The following is a 24,812-nucleotide window of genomic DNA, read 5'->3' on the forward strand; positions in this document are numbered from 1 at the left end:
AACTGCAGACGTTGTAGTGTGATCGACAAGAATCGCGTTTGGCTTCATCGCTGCCAATGCGCCTGTTTCGCTGGTTGTCATGCTGCGTACGTCGTCATCGTTGCCCACACAAACCAATACCACGTCAGCTTCCGCTACACATTCAGCCACAGATTCTGCCGCTTTACCTTGGTGTTTATCAGCCCAGTCTAGCGCTTTACTGTGAGTGCGGTTAAATACCGTTACTTCAAAACCGGCTTTGACTAGATGGCCTGCCATTGGGAAACCCATAACGCCTAGCCCGATAAAACTTACTTTCATTTCTTTCTCCTTTTATTTGACCAAACCATCGCTATGAAAAGATCGAACACTCTCAATCAATGCATCAATAAGCAGGGTCAAAGCCTTTGGCTGATATTTTCTTTCTTTGTACACTAAATACGCTTGGCGATCACCCCGATGATACTCAGGGAGTACTTAAATCAGATTCATGTCGGGATAAGACGAACAATATAATGAAGTTCAGCGATAAATCGCGACCAGAGAACGCTTTGTCAGCCGTACATTATGGAACGATGATCAAGGAAAATCAGGTATAACGTTCATAAAAAAACCGAGCACTAGGCTCGGTTTTTTAATAACTTTTGTTACTGTAAAGATTACAGCTCAGCGTTGTGGTAAACCTGCTGAACGTCATCACAGTCGTCAAGCATGTCTAAGAACTTCTGGAATTTCTCAGAATCTTCTTCAGCTACTGGCGTAGTTGTTTGAGGAACGAAAGTGATTTCCTCAACGTCTAGCGTTAGCTCTGGGAACGCAGTGTTTAGTGCAGTCTTCGTTTTGAAGAACTCAGTCGTTGGAGCGAATACAGTGATTACACCGTCTTCTAGCTCAACGTCAGTCACGTCTACGTCTTCCATCATAAGCGTTTCTAGGATGATCTCGTCATCTTCGCCTTTGAACTGGAATACAGCTTGGTGAGCGAACATGTGAGAAACAGTACCTTCAACACCGATTTTCGCGCCAGTTTTAACGAAACATTGACGAACGTCTTGGAAAGTACGGTTGCCGTTATCAGTTAGACAGTCAACGATTACGCTTGTGCCACCTGGGCCAAAACCTTCGTAGCGAGCTGGTTGGAAGTCTTCACCGCCGCCGCCGTTCGCTTTATCGATCGCTTTTTCGATAACGTGTGCTGGTACTTGGTCTTTCTTCGCTTTAGCAATCAGGTGCTTAAGAGGTAGGTTCATGTCTGGGTCAGAGCTGCCGTTCTTAGCCAGTACGTAAATCTCTTTACCGTATTTAGAATAAACTTTAATTTTTGCGCCTGCAGTTTTCGCCATTGAGGCCTTGCGCACTTCAAAACTTCTTCCCATCGGGATCTTCTCTCTGATTCAATTAACGGTGCAAATTCTAGCAAATTACTGTGTCATTTCAATTCTACAGCACTGCTGGGCAAGGTTTGTCTGCGTTTATGCGACACCCATTACCCGTTTGTATTTTTCTACAGACTGTTCAAACCACACCTTTTCATCTGGGTCACCTAGCTTCATTGCTTCTTCAACAATGGCTTCAGGGCCACATTTCGCTTGCTTCAGTTTCCATACAAGAAACGATGCTTGCTTATCCAGTTCGATTTTATTTTTCTCGCTGGGTGGAAGGAGTGAAAGGTTGATAGACATTGCTAGCCTTCGTCTGTAATACACTTGGCCGAGAAATATATCATAGAGCAGCCTCATAAAACCAATACTATGAGTAGTAGAAAGGATTTATGAGACAAGAAACCAAGCAAGTGCTGATGTAGGTCAAGCTAGTTTGGGAAAGTGCGTTTGGTGAAGAGCAACTAAAAAGTGAAAAGCAGAGTTTTGAAAGTTAGCTTACTAAACAACAAAAAGGCGTTAAGGATCGATCGATAATGATTGATAGAATAAAATTGGACCCTTAGATATCTTCTGATTTAGTTCAATAGCTCTTTTTATATCTAACCGCTTTCCATAAGCTAGCACTTCTCTTGTAGCCTCAACATACCCTTCTAATAACTCTAACGATGCTTCCATTCCGAGAATATAGAGATTCATTCTAGCCTTACGCAAAGTTAGATTACTATTGAATGAATTTAGGTAAGCTGTTTTCAAAGAGCCGTCATCGACTTGATCTCTTAGATAATTCGCTAATGTAGTCGTATAAATCGCCATTAAATGCTCAAATTCTGCTACATCATTTGCAGTTTTCATTGGCGTTGTTAATGATATGGACACTTCCACCCACCGTCTAAACTTATAGTCGGTAACATAAATGAGGAAGAGACCATGACCATTGCAACTTTAGGTATCGACTTAGCTAAATCTTCTTTTGCTCTTCACGGAGTAGATTCATCAGGCAAAGTTCTTTTGAAGAAAAATATCAGCAGAAAGAAGTTGTCCGAAACGTTGACCAATATGCCCCCTTGTCTTGTTGGTATGGAAGCTTGCTCCAGTGCTCATTATTGGGCAAGAGTATTCAAGCAATTTGGTCATGACGTTAAACTTATGCCTCCGCAGTTTGTTAAGCCCTATGTGAAATCAAATAAGAACGATACCGCTGATGCTGAAGCAATCTGTGAAGCGGTAACTCGCCCTAACATGCGTTTCGTACCTATAAAATCGATTGAACAGCAATCAATCCTTTCTGTTCACAAAGCTAGAGAAAGGTTAGTTTCAATGAAAACTGGCCAAACTAATCAATTACGTGGGTTGCTGGCTGAGTTTGGTCTTGTCTTTCCTAAAGGAAGTGCATCACTTAACAAGCAGCTCCCTCTGGTTTTAGAGGATGCTGAAAATAATTTGACGCCACCGATTCGCTGCGTGGTTACTCATTTAAAAGAACTAATTGATGAGCTTTCTTCACGAATTAGTGCGTTAACAAAAGAAATTGAACAATGGCACAGTACGAATGTTGATTCTAAAAGAATCGCAGAGATCCCTGGAATTGGCCCTATAACTGCCACCGCACTTGTTGCAAGTATAGGTGACCCCGCATCTTTTAATAATGGACGGCAGGTATCTGCATGGATTGGACTTGTACCTAAGCAGTTTTCAACGGGTGGCAAACAAGTATTGCTTGGTATAAGCAAGCGGGGGGATGGCTATTTACGAAGACTACTAGTGCATGGTGCAAGAGCTGTTCTTGGGCACTTAAAGCAACAGCCAACCACTTATACTCACCGCTGGTTGAATGACTTACTGAAACGAAAACACAAGAATGTTGCAATAGTCGCACTAGCTAATCGGAATGCTCGAATTGCATGGGCTTTATTGGCTAATCAGCAACACTATAATCCTGAATTACTATCTATCTAAAATTGCGCATGAAGTGGAAATGAGAAAACAGGTAAGACCGTGAGTATGGAACTCTGATTTGATCTTAGGACTTTCAAGTTCGTGTTGTTGATAAGAGCATGCTCAGCGGAAATCATTAAGAGTCCTTGAACTCGGATATATGTCTGCAATCTTTTACCTAAAACTTTCAGATTTACTACTTGCCAATAGGAAGTGTCCATATATGATCAAATCAGCTTGAAGATCAACGACACCATATGTAGCTAGCCGTTAGCTTCTAACGGGCATACCTAGTCCTATGACTTTGTTAATCGCTTTGACATTCGCCATGATTTCGCCCACTTGAGCGTTGTAACATCTCAAGCTCAATTTATCGCTTGTTAGTCCTTTATATCGGGACATAGCAGTCTCAGATATTGAACGATAGTGATAACCAGACTCTGTTTTCCATTCCGATATTGTTCCATCTCTCAGAGCCATTACCGCTTTGTTTCTGGGATGACCGTCTTCCCAAAGAGCTGCATTCTTTCGAGGCGGTATTAACGGAGTACAGCCTTTATTTTTCAGAGTCTCGTGGCAATTTTTTGTGTCATATGCTCCATCGGCGGATACGGCAGCGACCTTTCTACGTAGTGGGTTGAGTAACGTCGGTAACACTTCACTATCGCCTACATTTACAAGACTGACTTCCGCACTAATCGCTTCGTGAGTATCCACATCCACAGCTAAGTGCAGTTTGCGCCATGTCCTACGTTTTTCTGTACCATGCTTTTTCACTTTCCACTCCCCCTCACCAAAGACTTTGAGGCCAGTAGAATCAATGGCTATATGGCGAATAGCCCCTCTCGATTTATTGCGATATTTGACCTGAACTGTCTTCGAGCGTTTACTGATACAGGTGTAGTCAGGGGACGTTAGTGGAACATCTAATAGCTCAAAGATAGAGTCGATAAAGCCTTGAAGAGCACGTAAAGGAAGAGAGAAGATGCCCTTAATCATCAAGGCGGTTTCAATCGCTGTATCAGAGTACTGAAAGCCTCTCCCACGCTTACCATGATGAGTTTTGCATCGCCATGCATCTACGGCTGAATCATCTATCCAGAATGTAACCGAACCACGTTTACAAAGAGCCTTATTGTACTCCGTCCAGTTAGTTATCTTCTTGTTTGCTTTACCCATATCACCACCATTCCAATCGTTTCAATCGTTTCAAATGATCAGATCACAGGACTTGGAAAAGGTTCAACTAATTTGGGCAACAACGCCGTTTTCATTAACAGATCATTCCGCAGCTTTTGAGCGTCTTTCTTTTCGTCATTGTCGTTATTCAACTTTGTTAAAAGATAAGTTGATGCTGCACCAACTAAACCACCACATAATGTCCCTAATACAGGAAACCCAGACTTAACTATATCGTTATATAATTGTATTTCTTCATTTGTCATTGTATTTGCACATTTTAATAGTAGTAAAAAGAAGGAGCGAGATTTAACCTATAAGTTGGCTCGTTTAACAACCTTCTGTGGCTAAAGAACTGCCAACATTCTCAGCACCTTTAAGTATATAAATTGAAGTGAGCCCTACTCCGGCAACAGATAGCGCGTGCTTCTGCCACCAGAACCAGATTTAACTAAGCAGCCATGCTCAATCAAAGCATTCAAATGACGTGTTGCTGTAGCACTGCTCACCTTTGCTACTTTCTGATATTGGCTGGCATTGATACCTTCTGAAAAATCACCATCGAGCATCCTATTCAGCACTTTTACTTGTTCTGCCGTAAGCTTGGTTTGATCGATGCTGCGCCAATAGTTAGTCTTATATACAGTTTGGTCTACCTCAGCGAAAACCCCTGTAAACGTCTCGTCTAACGTATCTAAGAACCACATCAACCATTCGCTAATATCGAGTCCCCCTTTCTGGGTTCGCTCCAATATCTCGTAGTAATGCTTGCGGTTAGCGAGAATTCCCACCGACATCGCATAGAAGCGTACCGACTGCTGCTCGGCCTGTGCTAACGCCAAGTCGGTCAACAATCGAGTAATACGACCATTACCATCATCTAACGGGTGTAAGGTGATAAACCAAAGGTGAGTGATTGCGGCTCGCAATAGAGGATCGAGTGTGGCGTCAGTAAGTGAATCATTAAACCATTTGATAAATGTATCTAGCTCAGCATCAAGAATGTCTCGGCTAGGCGCTTCAAAGTGCACGGTTGGGCGGTCAATTCTTCCTGATACCACTTGCATCGGAGCGTCACCTCGTAGCTGACCTCCAACTACAGGGTTAAACATGGTGTAGCCTTGAGGAAACAGTCTATCGTGCCAATGTAAGATCCTATCAAGCGCTAGTGGCTCTGTTAGGTTCTGCACCGCATCCAACATAATTTCAGCTAGGCCATCGGTTTGTTCTGTCGTTGGAAAAGGTCGATCTTCACTGACACCGAGTTTATTGGCTAAAGAAGACCGGACCGAGAAAGCATTAAGCTTTTCTCCCTCAATCGCACTGGAATGGACTATGTTCGCTAATAAGGTGTCGAGCATGGTTTGGGATTGATCTGCCGACTGTGAGGTAATCTTGCCCAATAGAATGCCCTGATTAAGCCGTACTTCTCTTAACCTCACGCCTATTTTCTGATTATCCCAAACAAAGTTTGGCCAATTATCTTGCTGCCAAATCCACATATTACACCCCATAATGCGAAAGTATCACTTATTCAACTCATACTATGAGCTGTTTAAGGCAATTATTCAACTCACATTATGAGCCGAATAATGAGTTAATCGCATCACAGAGGTTGCAAGAGTAACTCCTAACCTACAAAACTATTCACTCACCGCGAACACATCGCAGCGTGAGGCGCAGATGAAGTCATTTTTGTGCAGGCCTTTGATTGAGTGGCTCCACCAAGTGACGGTGACTTTGCCCCACTCCAATAAGATCGAAGGATGGTGGAACTCTTCTTCTGCCAGTTCTGACACTATGTTGCTGAATGCCCATGCTTGCTTGTAGTTCTTAAACTTGAACACCTTCTCAAGCTGCGGGATGCCGTCTCTTTCGATGATCTGCCAGTCTGACAACTCCAACAGTAAAGATTGTTGTTCATCTTCACTTAGGGCAATCGCGTCGATACTGCAGGCTTCGCATTTTTGTTCATTCAACATGTGTTGGTTCCTTGGGTTCAAAAAGTGGTGGTAGTAACCCCGCATCGATGGCGAGATCAGCTTGCTGTAATAGGTTTTCCTGACTGATTTTAAAGAGCTCAGATAGCTCGTCGATCACGTAATATTTCGGCTGCATGATGTCGATACGATAAGGCGTTCTTAAAACCGTTTGCAGATCGAACCGCTCGCGAACGGCCAAATCCCCTCCCAACGCATACATAGTTTCCGCTGGAGACGAAAGAATGCCACCGCCATAGATTTTCAGTTGTTGGCCTTCTTTTACTAAACCGAACTCAACCGTAAACCAATACAAACGGGCAAGATAAGCGCGCTGTTTAGATGTGGCGGCTTGGCCTAGTTTTCCATAATGCTCAGTGAAAGCCGCGAAATCGGCATTAGTGAGCATGGCACAATGGCCGAAAATTTCATGAAAGAAATCAGGTTCTTGTAAGTAATCGAACTCGTCTCGCGTTCTCAGAAATGTCGCAACTGGGAATTTCTTATTGGCGAGCAAATCAAAGAATCGGTCGAAATCGATCAATGCAGGCACAGGCTGAACTTGCCAACCGGTTGTTTCCATTAGCACTTTATTTATCTCTGGCAGCTGGGGAACTCTGTCTAATGGTAGATCCAGCAAGGTCAAACCGTGCAAATAAGCATCGCATGCGCGGTCATTAATCACGTCCAGTTGCCTTTTCACTAAGTCGTGCCAAATAGCGTCTTCTTCGAGGCTCCACTCAACCCATCCCTCTTGGCTCACGGGCTTAGAATGATATTGAGTCATTACACTCCTCCTTTCGAATGTCTCACTTTAAGCCTATCTCCACTCCTTATAAGCGCCAATTTGCGCGATTTTTCGAAATAAGCGATCGTGTAACATTTTATTTACACAATTCCACCAAGCGCTTATTTTGCTGAACTTTTGACTTTGTAAAACCTAAATACCAGACTGAAAACGTTAACTTTTTGTTAAAGGTAAAGGAATGCACGAAAGCAATAAGCCCATTTGGCAGCCAAGCGAGCAGCGTATCGCCAATGCCAACTTAACCCGATTCATCGATAGCCTTGAACAGTCTTGGTTAAACCTAGATAGGGACGTAAAAAACTATGCCGAACTCCACCAATGGTCTGTAGTTCAGCCGGAATCGTTTTGGCAAAACGTGTGGCAGTTTTGTGGAGTAGTCGGCTCACAAGACTCTATTAACAAGGCAGAAAGCGAGACCATCAAAGCTCAAGGTGGGAGCCGCTGGCAGCAGCCTAAATCGAACCGTGATGCGGTTTGGTTTCCCAATGCACAAGTAAACTACGCCGAGAACTTGCTGCGTTTGGCACACACCATGCCTGATGAGCTTGCGATTTGGTTTGAGAATGAACGTGGCGAACAACAGAGTTATACATGGGAAACCCTGTGTGAAGCTGTCTCTAGTGTTCAGCAATGGCTTGTCGATAGCGGAGTGAAACAAGGTGATATAGTTGCTGCGTATACTCCCTATCTGCCACAAACCGTGATAGCCATGCTAGCCGCCACCAGCTTAGGCGCGATTTGGACATCGACCTCGCCTGATTTTGGAGTAGAGAGTGTGATTGAGCGATTCGGACAGGTGAAACCTAAGGTGCTGTTCACCTGTGACGGTTACACCTTCAATGGCAAAACGTTCGATATGGCGGGCAAGAACCGTGAAATCATCGAACACTTAAACGAATTAAAACAGGTGTGTGAGATCGGTTATTTGAAACCGAGTAATGACTTAGAGAAGAGCGATTTAGAGAAGAACGAATTAAAGAAAAACAAAGTTAAACATGATGTGTCACCCCAAAGCTGGCACAGCATCATTAATCGCTATCAGACAAAACCTCTTCGATTTACTCGTGTCGGCTTCAATGAACCGTTGTTTGTACTCTACTCTTCCGGCACCACAGGCAAACCCAAATGTATAGTGCATTCTGTCGGTGGCACTACCATCAACCACCTAAAAGAGCATCAGCTTCATTGCGATATTAAACCAAGAGATCGCGTGTTCTACTACACCACTTGTGGTTGGATGATGTGGAACTGGCACGTATCTGCGCTCGCCAGCGGTGCTTGTTTGGTTATCTTTGATGGTAGCCCGGTTTACCCGCAACCTAACGTTCTATGGGATTTAGCGCAGCGTGCTGACGTATCGACATTTGGCACCTCAGCCAAGTACATAGAAGCGATTGAGAAAGCCGAACTCTCACCAATCGACAGCCACTCTCTGCCTCAATTAAGAACACTGTGCTCGACGGGTTCTGTGCTTTACCCAGAGCAGTTCGATTACGTTTACAAGCACATCAAGCAAGACCTGCATTTAGCGTCGATTTCTGGCGGCACGGATATTTGTGGCTGCTTTGTGTTGGGTAATCCTATCTCACCAGTGTATCGCGGCGAGTGCCAACAGGCAGGGCTCGGCGTCGACATCAAGGTGTTCAATTCGTCTGGTCAAAAGGTCGATCACGAACGTGGCGAATTAGTATGCACCAACTCCCTACCCAACTTCCCCGCTGGCTTTTGGAATGACACCGGAGAGCGCTATCACAGCACCTATTGGGATAGATTCGACAATGTGTGGCATCACGGTGATGAAGTCGCACAGAGCGAACATGGCGGCTACCTGTTCTACGGGCGAGGCGACACCACACTCAACCCCGGTGGCGTGCGAATTGGTACGGCCGAAATCTATCAGCAAGTGAACACCATTGACGGCATCATCGATTCGATAGCAGTCGGTAAAAACATCGACCGCAATGAACAGGTATGGCTGTTTGTTCAGCTGCAGCAAGGTGTGAGTTTAGATGAAAAGTTACTGACAGCCATCAAAAGCAAACTCAAATCCTCTTGTTCGCCAAGACACGTGCCAAGCCAGATATTTGCGATCAGCGACGTGCCAAAAACACGCTCTGGCAAACTGGTGGAGTTGGCTGTGAAACAGGTGATCAATGGCAAAAATGTAGAAAACCTCGGGGCTATCGCTAACGCCGAGGTTTTGGAAGAGATAAAGAGTGTTGTTTCGCTTTAGTGTTCCTATCTCAAAAAATCCAAGCTAGAAGAAAGTAAAGTAACCAGTTATCTATGCGAAACCTGACGAATATCTGAGTTGATGTCATCAATAAGCTGTCTTGCTGATTCATCTCTTTGCTTCACTAATGCAATGAACAGCAAATCAGTAATAATGTTTTGAGCTGTTCGGGATGCTATCGATGAACTTCGGTATTGGCTTTCATCAGCAATCGTATCAAAGGATAAATCCGCGATGCTTCGAAGTTTACTTTTACGAGCGGAGGTAAGAGCGATGACCTTAACACCTTGCTCCTTTGCTGTTTCTGCGGCGATTAACACATCTTTTCTTTCCCCTGAAAACGAAATAACAACTTGGACATCTTGCGGGGTAAGCGTACGGGCTATCGCTATCTGAACGTGACTGTCTTGTTCTGCTAAAGCGGTAATGCCTAATTTCAGCAATTTAAAGCTAAACTCTTTTGCCGTGAGTGCTGAGCCTCCAATACCCACGACTTGCACTCTATTGGCACCATCTAACAGTCGAATAGCTTCCGTGCAGGTATCAAGTGACAGCGCATTGGTTGTCTGGATCATCGCATCGGTTTTTTCTTGCACAAGCTTTTGAGAAATAACGCTGAATGGGTCATCGGCCAGAATATTACTGTGCAGTGGGGTGGTTTGAATGGCGTGCTTTCGACCTATATCCTCCGTCAGCGCTAACTTGAATTCACTGTAGCCTTTAAAACCAATTCGCTGCGTAAATTTCACGATACTTGATTGACTCACGTTGGTCGCTTGCGCCAGTTCTTGGCTTGTCAATGAGGCTGCCTGTTCCACATTTGATGTTATCCAATCCGCAATTTTTCTCGCATTGGCAGAGAGCTGAGTACGACGGCTGACAATTTTATTCACGACTGACACATTTCACCTCGATTATTTTAGAATAAAATATTCCTAATGAAGAATAATGAATATTCAGTTCAAACCGCCACTTAAGTCGGAATGTCTGGGATTTAGTATAAATTTATCACAATTATTCCACCTAAATCACCACTTCAGAATAACTCTAACTGTGATATTTATCACTCAAACGGAATATTTTATTCTTTAGTATCGCCCTCAGTTTGTATTGGGTAAGAGAACAAGTAATGAAGATCGATTTGAACCGTTTGGTTACAGAGAGCCGCAATCCTGCAAGCGCAGACATTGATAAGCTATCAACAATTGACATGCTAGCCGTCATCAACAAAGAAGACCAACGTGTTGCGTTAGCCGTAGAAGAAGTCCTTCCTCACATTGCAAAAGCTGTTGACGCGATCACAAGTGCTTTTGCAAAAGGTGGCCGATTAATCTACATCGGCGCTGGCACTTCTGGGCGCTTAGGCATTTTAGATGCAAGCGAATGCCCACCGACTTATGGCACGAGCCCTGAACAAGTCATTGGCGTTATTGCTGGCGGGCACCAAGCCATCTTAAAAGCTGTAGAGAACGCGGAAGATGATCCTGCGCTCGCACAAGCAGATTTAAAATCGTTGGCGCTAACAGAGTCAGACGTAGTCGTCGGAATAGCCGCGAGCGGTCGAACTCCATATGTGTTGGGTGGCCTCACCTATGCTCGATTCATCGGAGCGACCACTGTGTCAATTTCGTGTAACCCCGGATCTCCAATGGCAAATTCCGAAGACATTGCGATTACTCCAGTTGTCGGCCCTGAAGTGGTGACTGGGTCATCAAGAATGAAGGCCGGTACCGCTCAGAAATTGGTTCTCAATATGTTGACCAGCGGCGCCATGATCCGCAGTGGGAAAGTGTTTGGAAATTTGATGGTTGATGTAGAGGCGACCAACGCCAAACTCGTCCAACGTCAAATCAACATTGTTATTGAAGCAACCGGAGTTGACAGCAAACACGCTGAATATGCGCTTAACGCTTGTAATAACAACTGCAAAACCGCAATTCTCATGATTTTGGCTGGCATCAGCGCCGAAGAAGCCTGTGCACGACTCAATAAAAGCGGTGGTTTCATCCGAACTGCACTCGCCGACGAATAATTAAATTCAGTTATAAAAGGTAATTCAAATGGCAAAAATAACGCCTACCATGATTGAAGCTTTACTGTTGGCCGTTGGCGGCAGTGGCAACATTCGTAAATGTGGGAACTGCATGACCCGCTTACGTTTAGCCCTCGTAGACATCAATCAAGCGTCTCTGGATACCATCAAGAAAACCCCAGGCGTTCTGGGTGTGGTAGAGAGTGACGAACAACTTCAGATCATTCTTGGGCCAGGTAAAGCGCAACAAGCTTCTGAGCTGATGAACAGCTTGATGCTTGAGCAGCCTGAAGCGACCGTAAAACAAACTAATGCAGAGGAAGATTTGTCTACGGTTGCGGCTGAACAAAAAAAGCAAATGAAGAGCAAGCAAACCAGTGGAGTACAGCGATTTCTTAGTAAGTTCGCTACCATCTTTACCCCCTTAATCCCTGGCTTTATCGCGGCGGGTCTGTTGCTTGGTTTTGCAACCTTACTTGAGCAGACCTACATTATCGATCAAGAACCAAGCAAGTCGCTGTTAGACCTTGTTGCCTACATGAAAGTATTTGGTACCGGCCTTTTTGCCTTTTTGAGCATTCTGATTGGCTATAACGCCCAGCAAGCCTTTGGCGGCTCTGGCGTTAACGGGGCGATTCTGGCTTCACTGTTCGTCTTGGGATATGACCCAACCGCCACGTCCGGCGTCTACTCAGGGATGAATGAGTTTTTCGGATTCTCTATCGACCCGCGTGGCAACATCATTGGGGTATTACTCGCGGCAATCACCGGTGCTTACGTAGAGAAACTGGTTCGAAAATACATGCCCGATGACCTCGATATGATCCTAACGTCTGTCGTCACGCTTCTCATTATGGGCGCGGTCACCTACTTGTTGATCATGCCGATTGGTGGCGAGTTGTTCAAAGGCATGTCTTGGTTATTCCTTAACTTAAACGACAACCCATTTGGTGCCGCTTTACTGGCTGGCCTATTTCTTATCTCTGTCGTGTTTGGTATTCACCAAGGGTTTGTTCCTGTCTATTTTGCACTTATGGAAGCGCAAGGCTTTAACTCTCTGTTCCCAATCTTGGCGATGGCGGGTGGCGGTCAGGTCGGCGCGTCAATGGCGTTGTACTTCAAAGCCCAAAAAGACTCTCTTCTTCGCACTCAAGTCAAAGGGGCTATTGTGCCTGGTTTGTTGGGTATAGGTGAGCCGCTGATTTACGGCGTCACACTTCCACGAGTAAAACCGTTTGTTACCGCTTGTATTGGCGGTGCAGCAGGCGGGTTCTTTATTGGATTGGTCTCTTACTTAGGGATGCCAGTCGGTTTAAATACAGTGTTTGGCCCATCGGGTATCGTCGCTGTGCCATTAATGACTTCTAACAGCGGTATTTTTGCAGGGATGGCGGTGTTTGTTATTGGTCTTCTTATTTCGTATGTCGTGGGTTTCTTTGCTACGTACATGTTTGGTTCCAAAAACGTTGATTTAACTTAGGTAAAAGCAGTGATGAAATTGAATAAGATCATTTTGAGTACAGTAGTATTGTCTGTTGTGGGTTGTTCGAGTGGCATGAATAAATTCAGTAATCAAGACCTAGAGCAGTACCAGCAACAACCAGAAAAATACGCTGAAAGCGTCGTAAGTACGATGAATAACAGAGAGTTAATCGGTCAAACATTGATGATGGATTTTCGCTCGTGGGGCAAAGAACCATACACCGATGAAGAGATCCCTGTAACTCGAATTAACCATGACATAAGCTCGATGATCACCGACTACCATATCGGCGGTGTAATTCTATTTCGCCAAAATCTAGTGAATTCGAATCAAATCGTCGAGTTCACTGATGCCTTGCAAGAGGCGAGCAGTAACCTACCTCTTCTCATCGCGACTGACCAAGAAGGCGGTTACGTCACTCGATTGCAGAATGGCACAGAGATGCCAGGAAACATGGCGCTAGCTGCCTCTGGTGACGCGAACAATGCTTACGTTGCTGGCAAGATTCACGGCTCAGAGCTGTCCGCTTTAGGCATTAACTACAACTTCGGCCCTGTGGTTGATGTCAATGTGAACCAGAACAACCCGATAATTGGTGTGCGCTCGTACAGCAGCAATGTTGATGTGATCAATGAAATGTCTACCGCCTACATGGATGGTATTCATGAAGCTGGCGTGATCAGTGCACTGAAGCACTTTCCTGGGCATGGCAACGTGAGCGTCGATTCACACTACGATTTACCAGAAGTCAGCTACTCACGAGAAGAGTGGGAAGCGATCGACCTCGCTCCATTTAAGTACGCGATTGAGCACGGTACCGATTCCATAATGTCAGCGCACGTGACGCTACCAAGCGTGGATGACACTATGATCCAAGCGACCTTAAGTGACAAAGAAATGCTAATCCCTGCAACGTTCTCCAAACCTATTTTGACTGGGGTTTTACGTGACAAAATTGGCTTTGATGGGCTAATTGTGACCGATGCGCTCGATATGGGGGCCATCGCTGACAACTTTGATCGCAACTACGCAGTTCACGCTTCACTTTACGCCGGTGCTGATATTGCTTTGATGCCGCTTCAAATTACCAACCGAGATGAAATCAAACAGTTGGAAAGCCTATTTGTCTACCTAGAAGACAAAATGGAAACCAATCCAGAGTTCCTTGAGCGTATGAAAGAAGCCGCAACTCGCGTTATAAAGAAAAAGCTTCAAATGGGTCTGGTTTACCAAACCACAGACAAACAGTTTGCCATCGACTCAGTAGGCTCTGAAGCGAACAAACTTGAAGAGAAAAAGGTCGCTGATGCATCAATCACGCTTATTGAAAACCAAAATAATGTATTGCCTGTCGATCCAAGTGAAGCCAGCAATATCCTAGTTATTTCTGATGAAGATAGCCGCAATGCACTTGTAACCAAGTACCTGAACGTTGTGAAACAAGAGACAGGTAATCACCCAATGTTCATTAGCGAGCAGAAAGCGGCATTAATGGAAGATAACTTAAATGAAAATGAGCTTCGTAGCACCATTGTAAAATCCGATCTGATTATCATGTCGACATACAACCTAATGGGCCACGCGGCAAATGCTCAGAAAATCGTAGATATCGCGAACGCTGAAGGCAAAAAACTGGTGATGATTTCAACGCGTAATCCTTACGACATTGCCCATGTAGACGGTGTACAAGCGAACATCGCTATTTACGGTATCACAGGGTTCGACGTGACCAACAATGACCGCAATTCACTTGAAGCAAACATTAGCTCTGGTATTCGCACCTTGTTTTTAAACCCTCAAACGGGACTGCCTCTGAACGCACCAACAGGAACTCTTCCAGTAGATGTAAAAAATGACAACGGTGACGTTATTTACCCATTCGGCCATTCAATGAACTACCAATAATTCGTCCTAGGAATAATAAAAATGATAAATAAAAAGTCTGGAGCTACCCTACTAGCACTGCTTCTACCTAGTCTCGCGCTTGCGACTGAAGACAACGCCGTAAAAGTTGAAACGGAAGAGCTAACCCAAAACTTTACCTCTGAGTGGAACGTTGCGTCGAACATTTACATGGAAATGGAAAAGTTTGAAGGGCACAGAGACCCTGATGGCAATGCAGTGATAGACAAACTCACCCCAGTCGCACAGCTATTCATTAATAGCCCTAACTCCAAATGGAGCTATTTTCTTGAACATAAAGTGGCGCGCCGTTCGATCACTGAGGATCTAAATAACACAGATAACTCGTTTCAACGAAACCGTACTCAGATTGGTGCGACTCGTAACTTAGTTCGCAACGATGATGTGGTCTTTAATCTGAACGCTACATACCGAAAAGAATCTAACGACTCTGCACCGGGAACAGATGCTCGTGGCAGCAACAACCTGTACTGGATAATGCCTAGTGGTGAGTTTAAGATCACCGATAAACTCTCATTCTCTTACTGGGATGCGTTTTACTACTATGATCGCTTCGTAGGAGAGAACGATTACGAGTGGGAAGCGGAGCATGGTTTTGCGTATAAACACAGTGATAGTTTCACAGCAAAAGTCTACCTATACACCGATTGGACTTGGGATAACGACCAAAACAAGAACTGGGAACAAAACCAGATTCGTGGGTACTTCCCAACTAAAATTAATGACAAATGGAGCGTGATGCCTTATTTCCGCTACTTCATCAACGAGAAAATCTATGATGCGTCAAACAACTACAACGTCGTCAATGAGACAGACGACGGGCTGCGTTTAGGTTTGAATATCGACTATAAACTGAGCCCTAAATCAACGTTGTGGGTAGGTATGGCTTACGAAGAAACCAAGTGGGATGAGTCTAAGTCTGCGGGCCTAACCAGTGGTTCAGACAACAGCCAGAAATTCTATCTAGCTCAAGCGGGTTGGAAGTATAAGTGGTAACAGCTTGATTATATTTTCGATGTAACAACATACCAACTGGAGGCGCGTTCTCCGGTTGGTATACTAATGATCATGACTTCTCCCGTTTCATTGATACTAATCTGCACCAATAAAACTGCACACTCAATCAAGCGACTTTCCAATACGTGAAGATATTCGTATATTGCTAAATGAGCAATCAGGCTAGAACAGAATAGTCCAAAAACGGTTTTGGTAGCGTAAGGGAAAAGTATTTGCGTTTACATCATTGAATCTACATGGAATCATTCGCATCCGCTTGATTCTCTGGCATCGCCTCAATAAAAGCGGGTAACTGATTACACGCTTCGACAATCGAATTAATTAGCGGATAAGGCGACACATCAACGCCAAAGCGCAGCGCGTTATACACCTGCGGCACCAAGCAGATATCGACAATGCATGGTGAATCGGTGAGGCTATACACCGAGTCGCCATGTGCTTTTCTGTGCTTTGCCAACTTCTCTTCTAGAGCGCTGAAACCTTGGTTCATCCAATAGTGAAGCCAATCCATTTTCGCCTCTTGCTCGCACGACAATTCTCGCTCCAAATACTGCAACACGCGCAGGTTGTTCAGAGGGTGAATTTCTATCGCAATATCCTGAGCCATAGCCAACGCTTGATAACGCAGCGGTGTTTGCTCTGGAATGAGCGAGGAGTCAGGGCTGCTCTCACACAAATAGTGTTCATCGAGATATTGAAGAATAGCCAGTGACTGATTGAGTTGAACTTCACCATCCACCAGCACGGGCACTAATTCACTGGCGTTGAGCTCACGATATTGTGGGTCATGCTGCTCGCCGCCATTACGCACCAAGTGCACCGATTTAGACTCGTAGTTGAGTTGCTTCAGGTTTAATCCAATACGCACTCGATAGGCTGCGGACGAGCGCCAGTAACCGTAAAGTATAATGTTATTGTTCAAGATGCTCTCGCTCATACTGAAACCCTATTATGTGGATTATAGCGCTCGATACTGGCTCACTTTTTGGTCAATCGCACCAAAAATGGAGTCACCCGCTGCATCAAACATCTCAAGCTTGATCGAATCGCCAAACGACATGAATTGAGTCGACGGTTTACCATCACGAATCGTCTCAATCATTCGCACTTCGGCAATACATGAATAACCCACACCGCCTTCGGCAATTGAGGTGCCGTGGTCAGTACCCTGCTTATTCGATACCGTGCCTGAACCTATGATGGCACCAGCCGACAATGGGCGAGTTTTCGCAGCATGGACTACTAGTTCAGCAAAGTTGAAAGTCATATCGACGCCAGCATTCGGACAACCAAAAGGCTGGTCGTTGTAGGTCGATATCAACGGTAAATGTACCTTACTGCCTTTCCATTGCTCGCCAAGCTCATCAGGTGTAACTGCGACCGGAGAGAACGCCGAAGACGGTTTAGACTGGAAGAAGCCAAAGCCCTTGGCGAGCTCAGCCGGAATCAAGCCGCGCAGCGACACATCGTTCACCAACATCAGTAATCGAATCGACTCGTGCGCCTGTTTTGCACTCGCACCCATTGGCACGTCACCGGTCACAATCGCGACCTCGCCCTCGAAATCGATACCCCACTCGTCGCTGGCAAATTCGATGTTGTCACGAGGGCCGACAAACGCGTCTGAGCCGCCTTGATACATTAATGGATCAACCCAGAAGCTTTCTGGCATTTCAGCACCACGCGCCTTACGCACCAGTTCAACATGGTTTACATAAGCACTGCCATCAGCCCATTGATATGCGCGTGGCAGAGGTGATTCACAATACTGAGATGCAAACACTTCACTGCCAGTCACATGCCCGTTGTTTAACGAGGTGTATAACTCTTCTAACTGAGAAGCCACGCTGTCCCAGTTATCCAAAGCTACCTGCATGGTAGGTGCCAGATGCATCGCGTGGAAGATTTCGGTGGCAGGCACGCACTGTTTGAGATCTTTACTCACGACCATCAACAGACCATCACGAGTACCATTTTTCTTGGTTGCTAATTTCATCCTTGCCCCTTACTTCTTATCGTCAGCCATGGTTTGAGAACCTGTCTCTTGCAAACCCGTGTCTTGCCAACTGTAGACATATTCTTTGTTCTCAACGTTATCGAGTTCGTCAGAGAACTGCAGCGCGTGGCGAGTATCAATCATCACCGCCACTTCGTCGGTGAATTTCTTCTTATGCGCCTGACCCGTTTTAAAAGCCTTTGGGTGAGGTCCATGCGTGAAGCCCGCCGGATGGAAGGTCACCATGCCCGCTTCAATATTGTCGCGACTGAAGAAGTCACCAGCGTGATAGAACAGCACTTCATCGTAGTCGTCATTGTTGTGATAGAACGGCACTTTCAACGCACCTGGATCGCTCTCAATCGGACGTGGTACAAAGGTGCACACCACAAAACCAGCCCCCACAAAGGTGGTGTGGGCAGAAGGTGGCAAGTGATAGCGATGTGACATCAGCGGCCTGATGTCGCGCCAATTCACTTTCACCACAGCCAAGTCGCCATGCCAGCCAATCGCGTCTAAAGGATTGAATGGATAAGTGATCACACTGACTTTGTCGTGGCGTTTCACCTGAACTTGGGTTTGATCTTCTGAATACTGAGCGCGGAATTGATCGTTTATCGATGGAATTTCAAGAACCGCCGGATCAAACACCGCGTGATTGCCGACCATGCCTTTCTCTGGCAATGAGTAAGCGGCGTCTGTGTTCTCAATCATCAAGATAAACATCGGCTCGCTTGGCTCCAAGCGCCAGTTGGTTGAGCGCGGGATCATCACGTAATCCCCTTCACTCACTTCTAAATGACCATAGTCGCAATAGAGATTTGCACTGCCTTGGTGAATAAACAACAGCTCATCACCATCGGAATTACGCACCAAGAAATCCATCTTCTCGTCCATGCGCCACACTCGGATTTTGCAGTCCGCATTGTGCAAAAGATGAGGCACCGCCCAAGGGGTTATCTGGCTGGCTTTTTCCACCAGCGTAAAATCAAAAGCGCGAGGGCGTAAATCACCTTCCCACTCCGACCAACCTGTTGGGGCATGTTGGTGATGGAAGTGAGCGGCAGGGCCGAAGAAACCACTTCGACCCGCCTCTCGCTCATAGATTGCCTCTTCAGGGAAGTCGGCATGCGCTTGTTTAGAACACACCCCCTCCCGATGAGGAAACGAGATCCATTTATGCATCGTCTAATACTCCTCGACGAATCTGGTCCTCTTCAATCGATTCAAACAGCGCCTTGAAGTTGCCTTCGCCAAAACCTTCGTTGCCTTTACGCTGAATGATTTCAAAGAACACAGGCCCGATTACTGTCTGCGTGAAAATTTGCAGCAAGATGCCGTCTTTAGTCGGCGCACCATCAATCAGCACACGTAGGTCACGTAGCAGATCGGTGTCTTCACCATGGCCTTTCACACGATCGTCAACTTTCTCATAATAGGTGTCTGGGGTTGGCATAAAGTCCATGCCGCGATCACGCAAGGTTTTCACCGTTTTGTAGATATCATCCGTAGCAAGTGCGATGTGTTGGATACCTTCGCCGTTGTATTCACGAATGAACTCTTCAATTTGTGATTTGTCGTCTGAAGACTCATTGATAGGGATGCGGATTTTGCCACATGGTGAGGTCATGGCGCGGCTCACAAGGCCTGTCAGCTTACCTTCAATGTCGAAGTAGCGAATCTCACGAAAGTTACCGATACGCTCATAAAAACCAGACCACAGATCCATATTGCCTTGTTTCACGTTGTGCGTGAGGTGGTCGATTTCATACAAGCCAACATTGGCTTCGGCCATGCGCTGTTCCGCATCGTCATAGAATCGGAAATCGACGTCATAGATGCTCTGCTTGCCATAACGATCCACAAAATAGAGCAGGCTTTCACCGATGCCGTAAATGGCAGGAATACTCAGCTCCATCGGCCCTATTTCTGTTTTGTACTCTTCACCGCCGCCCTTAAACGCTTGTTCCATTGCAGCTGTCGCTTCGTTGACACGAAAAGCCATGCCACACACCGATGGCCCATGCACTTTAGCGAACGCTTCCGCTTGGCTGTGCGGTTGTTCATTAACGATGAAGTTGATGTCACCTTGTCGATACAGCCAAGCCTCTTTTGAGCGATGCTTGGCGACCTCAGCAAAACCAAGTGACACAAACAGTGCTTTAAGTTGCTCAATTCCCTTGTGGTCAACGGCCGTGTATTCAACAAACTCGAATCCATCCGTGCCAAGCGGGTTGTATGTATCCACCATGAACTTTCTCCTTGTACCTATTGGTTTTGTATTACGTGTTTTTTGTCCTTAATTAAATTTGGCCCACAAGCGGAAAGATTGGAATGCATCGAAGGAAATGGGCAATAACGCTAAAAACCCGTCAATTTGTAAAATATCTGTTACAGATAAATAACAACGACAAGAAAGTGAGTGCTATCAAGGGATTGAAAGACGGTGGTTTAATTTACAACCAAGCAAGAGATGTTATTAAATTGTTACAGACACACTTTTATCAGTTAAGGTGATAAATCGAACATTAGACTGATGATGCAAAAAAGCCGCTGTAGTCAGCGGCTTAATAAGTTCTAAAACGAATCTAATTAGAATAAAGGATCAGCGTTAATCCCAGTTGAGGATCGACCAGTTCGGTTGATCGGCTAACGCTTTCAAACGCGGGCATGGATTCACCAGGTAAGCAAAATCAGCGTGTTCACACAAAGGTAAGTCGTTGATTGAATCCGTATAAAAGTGTATATCTGAATAGTTGGTTTCTTGATTGTCTAACCATTCTTTTAAACGCGTCACTTTGCCTTCACGGTAGCTTGGCACACCAGAGATCTGAGACGTGAAACGACCTTGGTTTTCAATCAAATCAATACCAAGTGCATTCTCGATACCAATCTTACGACCCACCGCTTCCACTAAGAAAGTCACGCTGGCAGAGATGATCAGCATATCAATATCATCATTCTCAAGCTGCTCAATCAAAGGTTTCGACTGCTTGAACTGTTTAGGCAAAATATGCTGTTCAACACACTCTTCCACCAAGGCGGTGACTTGCTCTGTTGGCATTTCCGCGAGTGGCTGCATAGCGAACGTGAGGTAATCTTCCATGTTCAGCTTACCTTCCGAATACAGGCCCATTAAGCGTTTATCTTCATCAATAAAGTTGGGCGCAGTGGCAATGCCCTTTTCAACCAAGAATTCATTCCAAAGCATTGCTGCATCAGCATTGATCAGCGTTTCGTCCATATCAAATACATACAAAGGTTTGAACATCTTAGGCTCTCACAGGTTGAATTTCGTTTAGGTTAAACAGGAGTTCAAGTTGGCTGCCGTTTGCCAATAGTCGTTCAGAGGAACGGTTTAATAAGTCGACCGTTAATTCACATTCATCGACATCTACCTGGTAGCGAATCACGTTGCCCAAGAGCTGGTGGTTACGAATGGTGCCAGTTTTCGGCGCAGAGATATGTTCGCCATATTGTCGGCCTTGCTCTTTCACGTAGATAGATTCAGGTCGAATCGCCACTTTCCATTCTGTTTCAATATTGAAAAGTTGCTTGGCTTTGTTCGCTTGCACCAGATTGTAGTGCCCCATGAACCCAGCAACGAACTCATTGGCAGGTTGAGTGTATATCTCTTCGGGTGTCCCCGCTTGTACGATCTCACCTTTATTCATCAAGAAGATACGGTCAGACATGATCATCGCTTCTTCCTGATCATGAGTCACGAAGATCGTGGTCAGATTCATCTCTTTTTGAATATCTCGGATCTGTTGGCGCAAGTGCTTTCGGATCTTCGCATCCAACGCCGAAAGCGGCTCATCCAACAACAAAATACGCGGTTTCACCACCAAGGCTCTTGCCAAAGCCACACGCTGACGCTGACCGCCTGATAGCTGATGCGGGTAGAATTTCTCTTTGCCCGTTAAATCCACCAGCCCAATCACTTTCGCGACTTCGTGCTTAATCTCGTCAGCAGCAAGCTTTTTCATCTTGAGGCCAAACGCAATGTTGCCTTCAACCGTCATGTTCGGGAACAGCGCATAAGATTGAAACACCATGCCGATGCCACGCTGTTGTGGCACTTGGTGAGTAATCTCTTCACCGTTGACCCAGATCTCGCCACCATCAACAGGATTCAGGCCAGCCAAGCTGCGCAGTAGAGTCGATTTACCACAGCCACTTGGGCCAAGCAGAGTAATGAATTCGCCCTTCTCGATGGAAAATTCAATATCTTCAAACACCGTGTTGTCACCAAAGCTTTTGGTAAGGTTTTTCGCATTTACATAGCTCATTATTTTGTTCCCTGGCTGAAACGACTTGCCAACCAAGTCAGTAAGAAAATAAACAGGAAGTACGTCATCACTAGGGCTGACGTGAAGTGGCCGCTGGTTTGACGCATGTTGTATAGGTAGATTTGCAGTGTCTCGTAACGTGTACCCACCAAGATGTTAGCGAACACGAACTCGCCCAATAGGAACGAGAACGACAAGAACAGCGACGCCATTAAGCCTTTCTTAAGGTTTGGCAGAATAATCAACAAGAACGCCTTGGTGGTGCTTGCACCGAGCAGGTGAGCAGCGTCCATCAAGTCATGCAAGTTGATTGCTTCAAAGCTGTTGGCAATCGCGCGGTACATGAATGGCAGCGCGATGGTGAAGTAGGTGCCAATCAAAATCCACGGCGTGCCTATCAGTGATATTTCACTGTCTGCATACAATTGAAGTAAACCAACCGATGACACTACTGGTGGTACAGCGAATGGCAATAAGATCAGGATATTCATTACCTTGTCGAGTTTCGGGAAATAGTAAAACACCACGAAAATCGCAGGCAAGACCAATACCACACTCAATGACAGTGCCGCCACGCAGATAAACAGTGAACGACCAAAGGCTTGCAAGAAGCGAGGATCCGTCAGCAGGTTGATGTACCAATCTAACGTGAAGCCATCCGGCAGGATCGTTGCGCCCCAACGAGAAGAGATCGAGTAAATAAAGGTCGCTAAGATCGGGATCATCATGATGCCGACAATCGAATAGACAACCGTTTTATGAAAACGAGTATTGACGGTGTTCATTACTTTCTCTTCCCTGCGTAGCTTTTGCTGATCAGCCATTGGTTAATCACGGTGATGAAGGCCAGCATCGCCATCAGAATCACTGAAATTGCCGCAGCTAGGTTTGGTTCTAAGAACAAGTCGCCCGATACCAAGCTCGCGATACGAATCGTAATCACGTTGTAGTTGCCCGAGGTCAACGCATACACACTCGCATAGGCGCCAATCGCATTAGCAATCAAGATGATGAAGGTGCCGAACAAGGCAGGCGACAACACAGGCAGTGCTATTTTGGTCCAGTATTGCCAAGTTTTCGCGCCAAGCAGTGCCGAAGCGGCTTGCCAGTCGTCACTCAGAGCATCAAACGCTGGATACAGCAACAACACCGCCAATGGGATCTGGAAGTAGATGTAAATCGCCAGCAAGCCCCACTTGCCGTAAAGGTCGAAATCACCCAGCAATCCATACTGCTTGAGCAATAAGGTAATCGCACCATTGGTGCCCAAGATGATGATGAATGCGAACGACAGAGGCACACCAGAGAAGTTGCTGCTCATATTGGTAAACGCGATCACCGCATCGCGGATTTTAGAATCAACACGGCGCAATGAAGAGACCAACAGAGTTGCAATCGCCAAGCCAACAATGCTCGACCAAATCGACAACCATAAACTGTTGCCAAAAGCCTGCATCATGAAAGCAGAATCGAATATTTCAGAATAGTTTTCGAGAGAGAGTTCGTCGTCATAGAAGAAGCTGTTGATCAGCACCCAAACCATAGGTGCCAGTTGGAACAGATAGAAAAACAGTGCGAAAGGCGCAAGCCACAAGGCGGGCTTGAAGCGTTGAAACAAAGATTTGGTTTTGGGTTGAAGCGCAGAGCCATCGCTCTGCGTGATTACAGAACTGCTCATAAGGCCAACAATTCCTGAGTGTAAGATTTATCGTGTTCTAGATTGAGTAACTGACACACGCTGCCGCAGATGTCGGTCTGTTTCACTGAACATTCTTGGTGTGTAAACTTATCGCCAATCACAAAGAAAGGCACTTCACGCTCTTCAGGCAGAATGCCACCATGAGACAAGTCATTGTTCATACCGTGGTCACTGGTGATGATCACCTGATAACCATCGTCTACCCATTTCTCAAGATAGTTTGATAGGTAGATATCCGCGCCACGTGCACTATTGCGGTACTGGCGAGAATCCAGCCCATGCTTGTGTCCCATGTCGTCAATGTTCATTGGGTGAATCAGCAAGAAATCAGGCTGATGAGTCACGCGCAAGTGCTCTGCATCCAAGAACAAGGCTTCATCTGGGTAGTGATCCCAGTGGTAGAAACAACCGTGTTGAATGTTCATGGTCTCATCGTTGGTGAAACGGTCGCGTACTGCATCAAATGGCGCTCGGTTATATAACTCGCTCACCCAATGGTAAGCCGCAGCTGCCGTCACTTTGTTCTGCGACTTCGCCAAGCTAAATACCGACTCGTGATTCGACAAACGCACGATTTGGTTGTTGACGATGCCACTCTCAACAGGGCGAACACCGGTCAGGATGCACTCATACAGTGGACGTGACATAGATGGCAGCTCACACTGCACAGGGTAAAGCGTGGCGCGCAGCTTGTTTTTTTGCGTGCTCTGCGAAGTGCTCTGTTTATTGTACGAATCGCCTTGGTTGCTGTGCATATCGCCCTGTTTTGTCTGCAAATCGCTTAGTTCTAGAAGACCGTTCAGGTAGCCCATGCAATCACGGGCTACCTGATAGTTCAGTCCATCTAGAACAACAAGGATAACCTTATTGCTCAT

26 protein-coding genes and 1 pseudogene are annotated in these 24,812 nt (G+C 45.7%); 7 read left to right on the forward strand and 20 right to left on the reverse strand.

Annotation, left to right across the window (positions count from 1 at the left end; translation table 11 throughout):
- From A136_RS07535 to A136_RS07550, 5 genes and pseudogenes are all read right to left on the reverse strand, one after another.
- A partial coding sequence (locus tag A136_RS07535) for an NAD(P)-dependent oxidoreductase (RefSeq protein ID WP_017065106.1) occupies nucleotides 1–300 on the reverse strand: 300 nt, incomplete at its 3' end.
- Between the two features lie 12 nt (nucleotides 301–312).
- A pseudogene (locus tag A136_RS22205) lies at nucleotides 313–477 on the reverse strand (LysR family transcriptional regulator); the annotation flags it as partial.
- 161 nt (nucleotides 478–638) lie between these two features.
- Entirely contained in the window at nucleotides 639–1,355 is a 717-nt protein-coding gene (locus tag A136_RS07540) for a YebC/PmpR family DNA-binding transcriptional regulator (protein ID WP_010432326.1), read from the reverse strand.
- A gap of 96 nt (nucleotides 1,356–1,451) precedes the next feature.
- Nucleotides 1,452–1,661, reverse strand: a complete 210-nt coding sequence (locus A136_RS07545; RefSeq protein WP_008216860.1) for a DUF3283 family protein — start codon at nucleotides 1,659–1,661, stop codon at nucleotides 1,452–1,454.
- A 216-nt stretch (nucleotides 1,662–1,877) separates the two neighbouring features.
- Nucleotides 1,878–2,213 (reverse strand): hypothetical protein, encoded by a 336-nt coding sequence (locus tag A136_RS07550; RefSeq protein ID WP_017065107.1) that lies wholly within the window; start codon nucleotides 2,211–2,213, stop codon nucleotides 1,878–1,880.
- A gap of 75 nt (nucleotides 2,214–2,288) precedes the next feature.
- On the opposite strand from A136_RS07550, the gene A136_RS07555 reads away from it, so the two are divergent.
- Complete coding sequence (locus tag A136_RS07555; RefSeq protein ID WP_017065108.1) at nucleotides 2,289–3,317, forward strand: IS110 family transposase; 1,029 nt, start codon at nucleotides 2,289–2,291, stop codon at nucleotides 3,315–3,317.
- 249 nt (nucleotides 3,318–3,566) lie between these two features.
- Here A136_RS07555 and A136_RS07560 read toward each other — a convergent pair whose 3' ends face one another.
- From A136_RS07560 to phhA, 5 genes are all read right to left on the reverse strand, one after another.
- On the reverse strand, nucleotides 3,567–4,475 hold the full coding sequence (locus tag A136_RS07560) for an IS5 family transposase (RefSeq protein ID WP_017065109.1): 909 nt from the start codon (nucleotides 4,473–4,475) through the stop codon (nucleotides 3,567–3,569).
- A gap of 38 nt (nucleotides 4,476–4,513) precedes the next feature.
- Nucleotides 4,514–4,741, reverse strand: a complete 228-nt coding sequence (locus A136_RS07565; protein WP_017065110.1) for a hypothetical protein — start codon at nucleotides 4,739–4,741, stop codon at nucleotides 4,514–4,516.
- A gap of 135 nt (nucleotides 4,742–4,876) precedes the next feature.
- Nucleotides 4,877–5,977 (reverse strand): Fic family protein, encoded by a 1,101-nt coding sequence (locus tag A136_RS07570; protein ID WP_017065111.1) that lies wholly within the window; start codon nucleotides 5,975–5,977, stop codon nucleotides 4,877–4,879.
- A gap of 141 nt (nucleotides 5,978–6,118) precedes the next feature.
- Nucleotides 6,119–6,457, reverse strand: coding sequence for a 4a-hydroxytetrahydrobiopterin dehydratase (locus tag A136_RS07575; protein WP_017065112.1), 339 nt, complete (start codon nucleotides 6,455–6,457; stop codon nucleotides 6,119–6,121).
- Complete coding sequence (gene phhA / locus A136_RS07580) at nucleotides 6,447–7,241, reverse strand: phenylalanine 4-monooxygenase (RefSeq protein WP_017065113.1); 795 nt, start codon at nucleotides 7,239–7,241, stop codon at nucleotides 6,447–6,449. The genes A136_RS07575 and phhA overlap by 11 nt, the downstream gene beginning before the upstream one ends.
- A 199-nt stretch (nucleotides 7,242–7,440) precedes the next feature.
- Here phhA and A136_RS07585 point away from each other — a divergent pair, with 199 nt between their 5' ends.
- Nucleotides 7,441–9,495: an acetoacetate--CoA ligase gene (locus A136_RS07585; RefSeq protein WP_017065114.1), complete on the forward strand. Its 2,055-nt coding sequence runs from the start codon at nucleotides 7,441–7,443 to the stop codon at nucleotides 9,493–9,495.
- Nucleotides 9,496–9,542: 47 nt separating this feature from the next.
- On the opposite strand, the gene A136_RS07590 is transcribed toward A136_RS07585, so the two are convergent.
- Entirely contained in the window at nucleotides 9,543–10,397 is an 855-nt protein-coding gene (locus A136_RS07590) for an SIS domain-containing protein (protein ID WP_017065115.1), read from the reverse strand.
- Nucleotides 10,398–10,624: 227 nt separating this feature from the next.
- Between A136_RS07590 and murQ the strand changes: the two genes are divergently transcribed.
- From murQ to A136_RS07610, 4 genes are read left to right on the forward strand one after another with little or no spacing between them, the layout of a single operon-like run.
- A complete protein-coding gene (murQ, locus tag A136_RS07595; protein WP_017065116.1) occupies nucleotides 10,625–11,527 on the forward strand; it encodes an N-acetylmuramic acid 6-phosphate etherase in 903 nt (300 codons plus the stop codon).
- Nucleotides 11,528–11,555: 28 nt separating this feature from the next.
- Nucleotides 11,556–13,007: a PTS N-acetylmuramic acid transporter subunit IIBC gene (murP, locus tag A136_RS07600; protein ID WP_017065117.1), complete on the forward strand. Its 1,452-nt coding sequence runs from the start codon at nucleotides 11,556–11,558 to the stop codon at nucleotides 13,005–13,007.
- Between the two features lie 12 nt (nucleotides 13,008–13,019).
- Nucleotides 13,020–14,915 carry a glycoside hydrolase family 3 protein gene (locus A136_RS07605; RefSeq protein ID WP_017065118.1) on the forward strand — a complete coding sequence of 632 codons (1,896 nt, stop codon included), beginning with the start codon at nucleotides 13,020–13,022 and terminating at the stop codon, nucleotides 14,913–14,915.
- A gap of 21 nt (nucleotides 14,916–14,936) precedes the next feature.
- Nucleotides 14,937–15,929, forward strand: coding sequence for an OmpG family monomeric porin (locus A136_RS07610; RefSeq protein ID WP_017065119.1), 993 nt, complete (start codon nucleotides 14,937–14,939; stop codon nucleotides 15,927–15,929).
- Nucleotides 15,930–16,182: 253 nt separating this feature from the next.
- Here the strand turns inward: A136_RS07610 and maiA are convergent, their stop codons facing one another.
- From maiA to hppD, 4 genes are read right to left on the reverse strand one after another with little or no spacing between them, the layout of a single operon-like run.
- Nucleotides 16,183–16,887 carry a maleylacetoacetate isomerase gene (gene maiA, locus A136_RS07615; RefSeq protein WP_017065120.1) on the reverse strand — a complete coding sequence of 235 codons (705 nt, stop codon included), beginning with the start codon at nucleotides 16,885–16,887 and terminating at the stop codon, nucleotides 16,183–16,185.
- A gap of 21 nt (nucleotides 16,888–16,908) precedes the next feature.
- Entirely contained in the window at nucleotides 16,909–17,946 is a 1,038-nt protein-coding gene (locus A136_RS07620; RefSeq protein ID WP_017065121.1) for a fumarylacetoacetate hydrolase family protein, read from the reverse strand.
- Nucleotides 17,947–17,955: 9 nt separating this feature from the next.
- Nucleotides 17,956–19,131 (reverse strand): homogentisate 1,2-dioxygenase, encoded by a 1,176-nt coding sequence (locus tag A136_RS07625; protein WP_029235282.1) that lies wholly within the window; start codon nucleotides 19,129–19,131, stop codon nucleotides 17,956–17,958.
- Nucleotides 19,124–20,197 carry a 4-hydroxyphenylpyruvate dioxygenase gene (gene hppD / locus A136_RS07630; RefSeq protein WP_017065123.1) on the reverse strand — a complete coding sequence of 358 codons (1,074 nt, stop codon included), beginning with the start codon at nucleotides 20,195–20,197 and terminating at the stop codon, nucleotides 19,124–19,126. Before hppD ends, A136_RS07625 begins: the two co-directional genes overlap by 8 nt.
- Before the next feature lie 83 nt (nucleotides 20,198–20,280).
- Here hppD and A136_RS23005 point away from each other — a divergent pair, with 83 nt between their 5' ends.
- Nucleotides 20,281–20,463 (forward strand): hypothetical protein, encoded by a 183-nt coding sequence (locus A136_RS23005; protein WP_017065124.1) that lies wholly within the window; start codon nucleotides 20,281–20,283, stop codon nucleotides 20,461–20,463.
- A 94-nt stretch (nucleotides 20,464–20,557) separates the two neighbouring features.
- On the opposite strand, the gene A136_RS07640 is transcribed toward A136_RS23005, so the two are convergent.
- Genes A136_RS07640 through A136_RS07660 form a run of 5 tightly spaced genes read right to left on the reverse strand, consistent with a single transcriptional unit; the run spans nucleotide 20,558 to nucleotide 24,812 of the window.
- Nucleotides 20,558–21,217, reverse strand: a complete 660-nt coding sequence (locus A136_RS07640) for an HAD family hydrolase (RefSeq protein ID WP_017065125.1) — start codon at nucleotides 21,215–21,217, stop codon at nucleotides 20,558–20,560.
- A gap of 1 nt (nucleotide 21,218) precedes the next feature.
- Nucleotides 21,219–22,238, reverse strand: coding sequence for an ABC transporter ATP-binding protein (locus A136_RS07645; RefSeq protein ID WP_017065126.1), 1,020 nt, complete (start codon nucleotides 22,236–22,238; stop codon nucleotides 21,219–21,221).
- A complete protein-coding gene (locus A136_RS07650; RefSeq protein ID WP_004732591.1) occupies nucleotides 22,238–23,023 on the reverse strand; it encodes an ABC transporter permease in 786 nt (261 codons plus the stop codon). Before A136_RS07650 ends, A136_RS07645 begins: the two co-directional genes overlap by 1 nt.
- The gene (locus A136_RS07655; protein ID WP_017061233.1) at nucleotides 23,023–23,916 is read right to left on the reverse strand and encodes an ABC transporter permease; all 894 of its coding nucleotides are present in this window, start codon (nucleotides 23,914–23,916) and stop codon (nucleotides 23,023–23,025) included. Before A136_RS07655 ends, A136_RS07650 begins: the two co-directional genes overlap by 1 nt.
- The gene (locus tag A136_RS07660) at nucleotides 23,913–24,812 is read right to left on the reverse strand and encodes an alkaline phosphatase family protein (RefSeq protein WP_017065127.1); all 900 of its coding nucleotides are present in this window, start codon (nucleotides 24,810–24,812) and stop codon (nucleotides 23,913–23,915) included. The genes A136_RS07655 and A136_RS07660 overlap by 4 nt, the downstream gene beginning before the upstream one ends.

The sequence above is a fragment of the Vibrio crassostreae 9ZC13 genome, assembly GCF_000272045.2.
Taxonomy (GTDB): Bacteria; Pseudomonadota; Gammaproteobacteria; order Enterobacterales; family Vibrionaceae; genus Vibrio; species Vibrio crassostreae_C.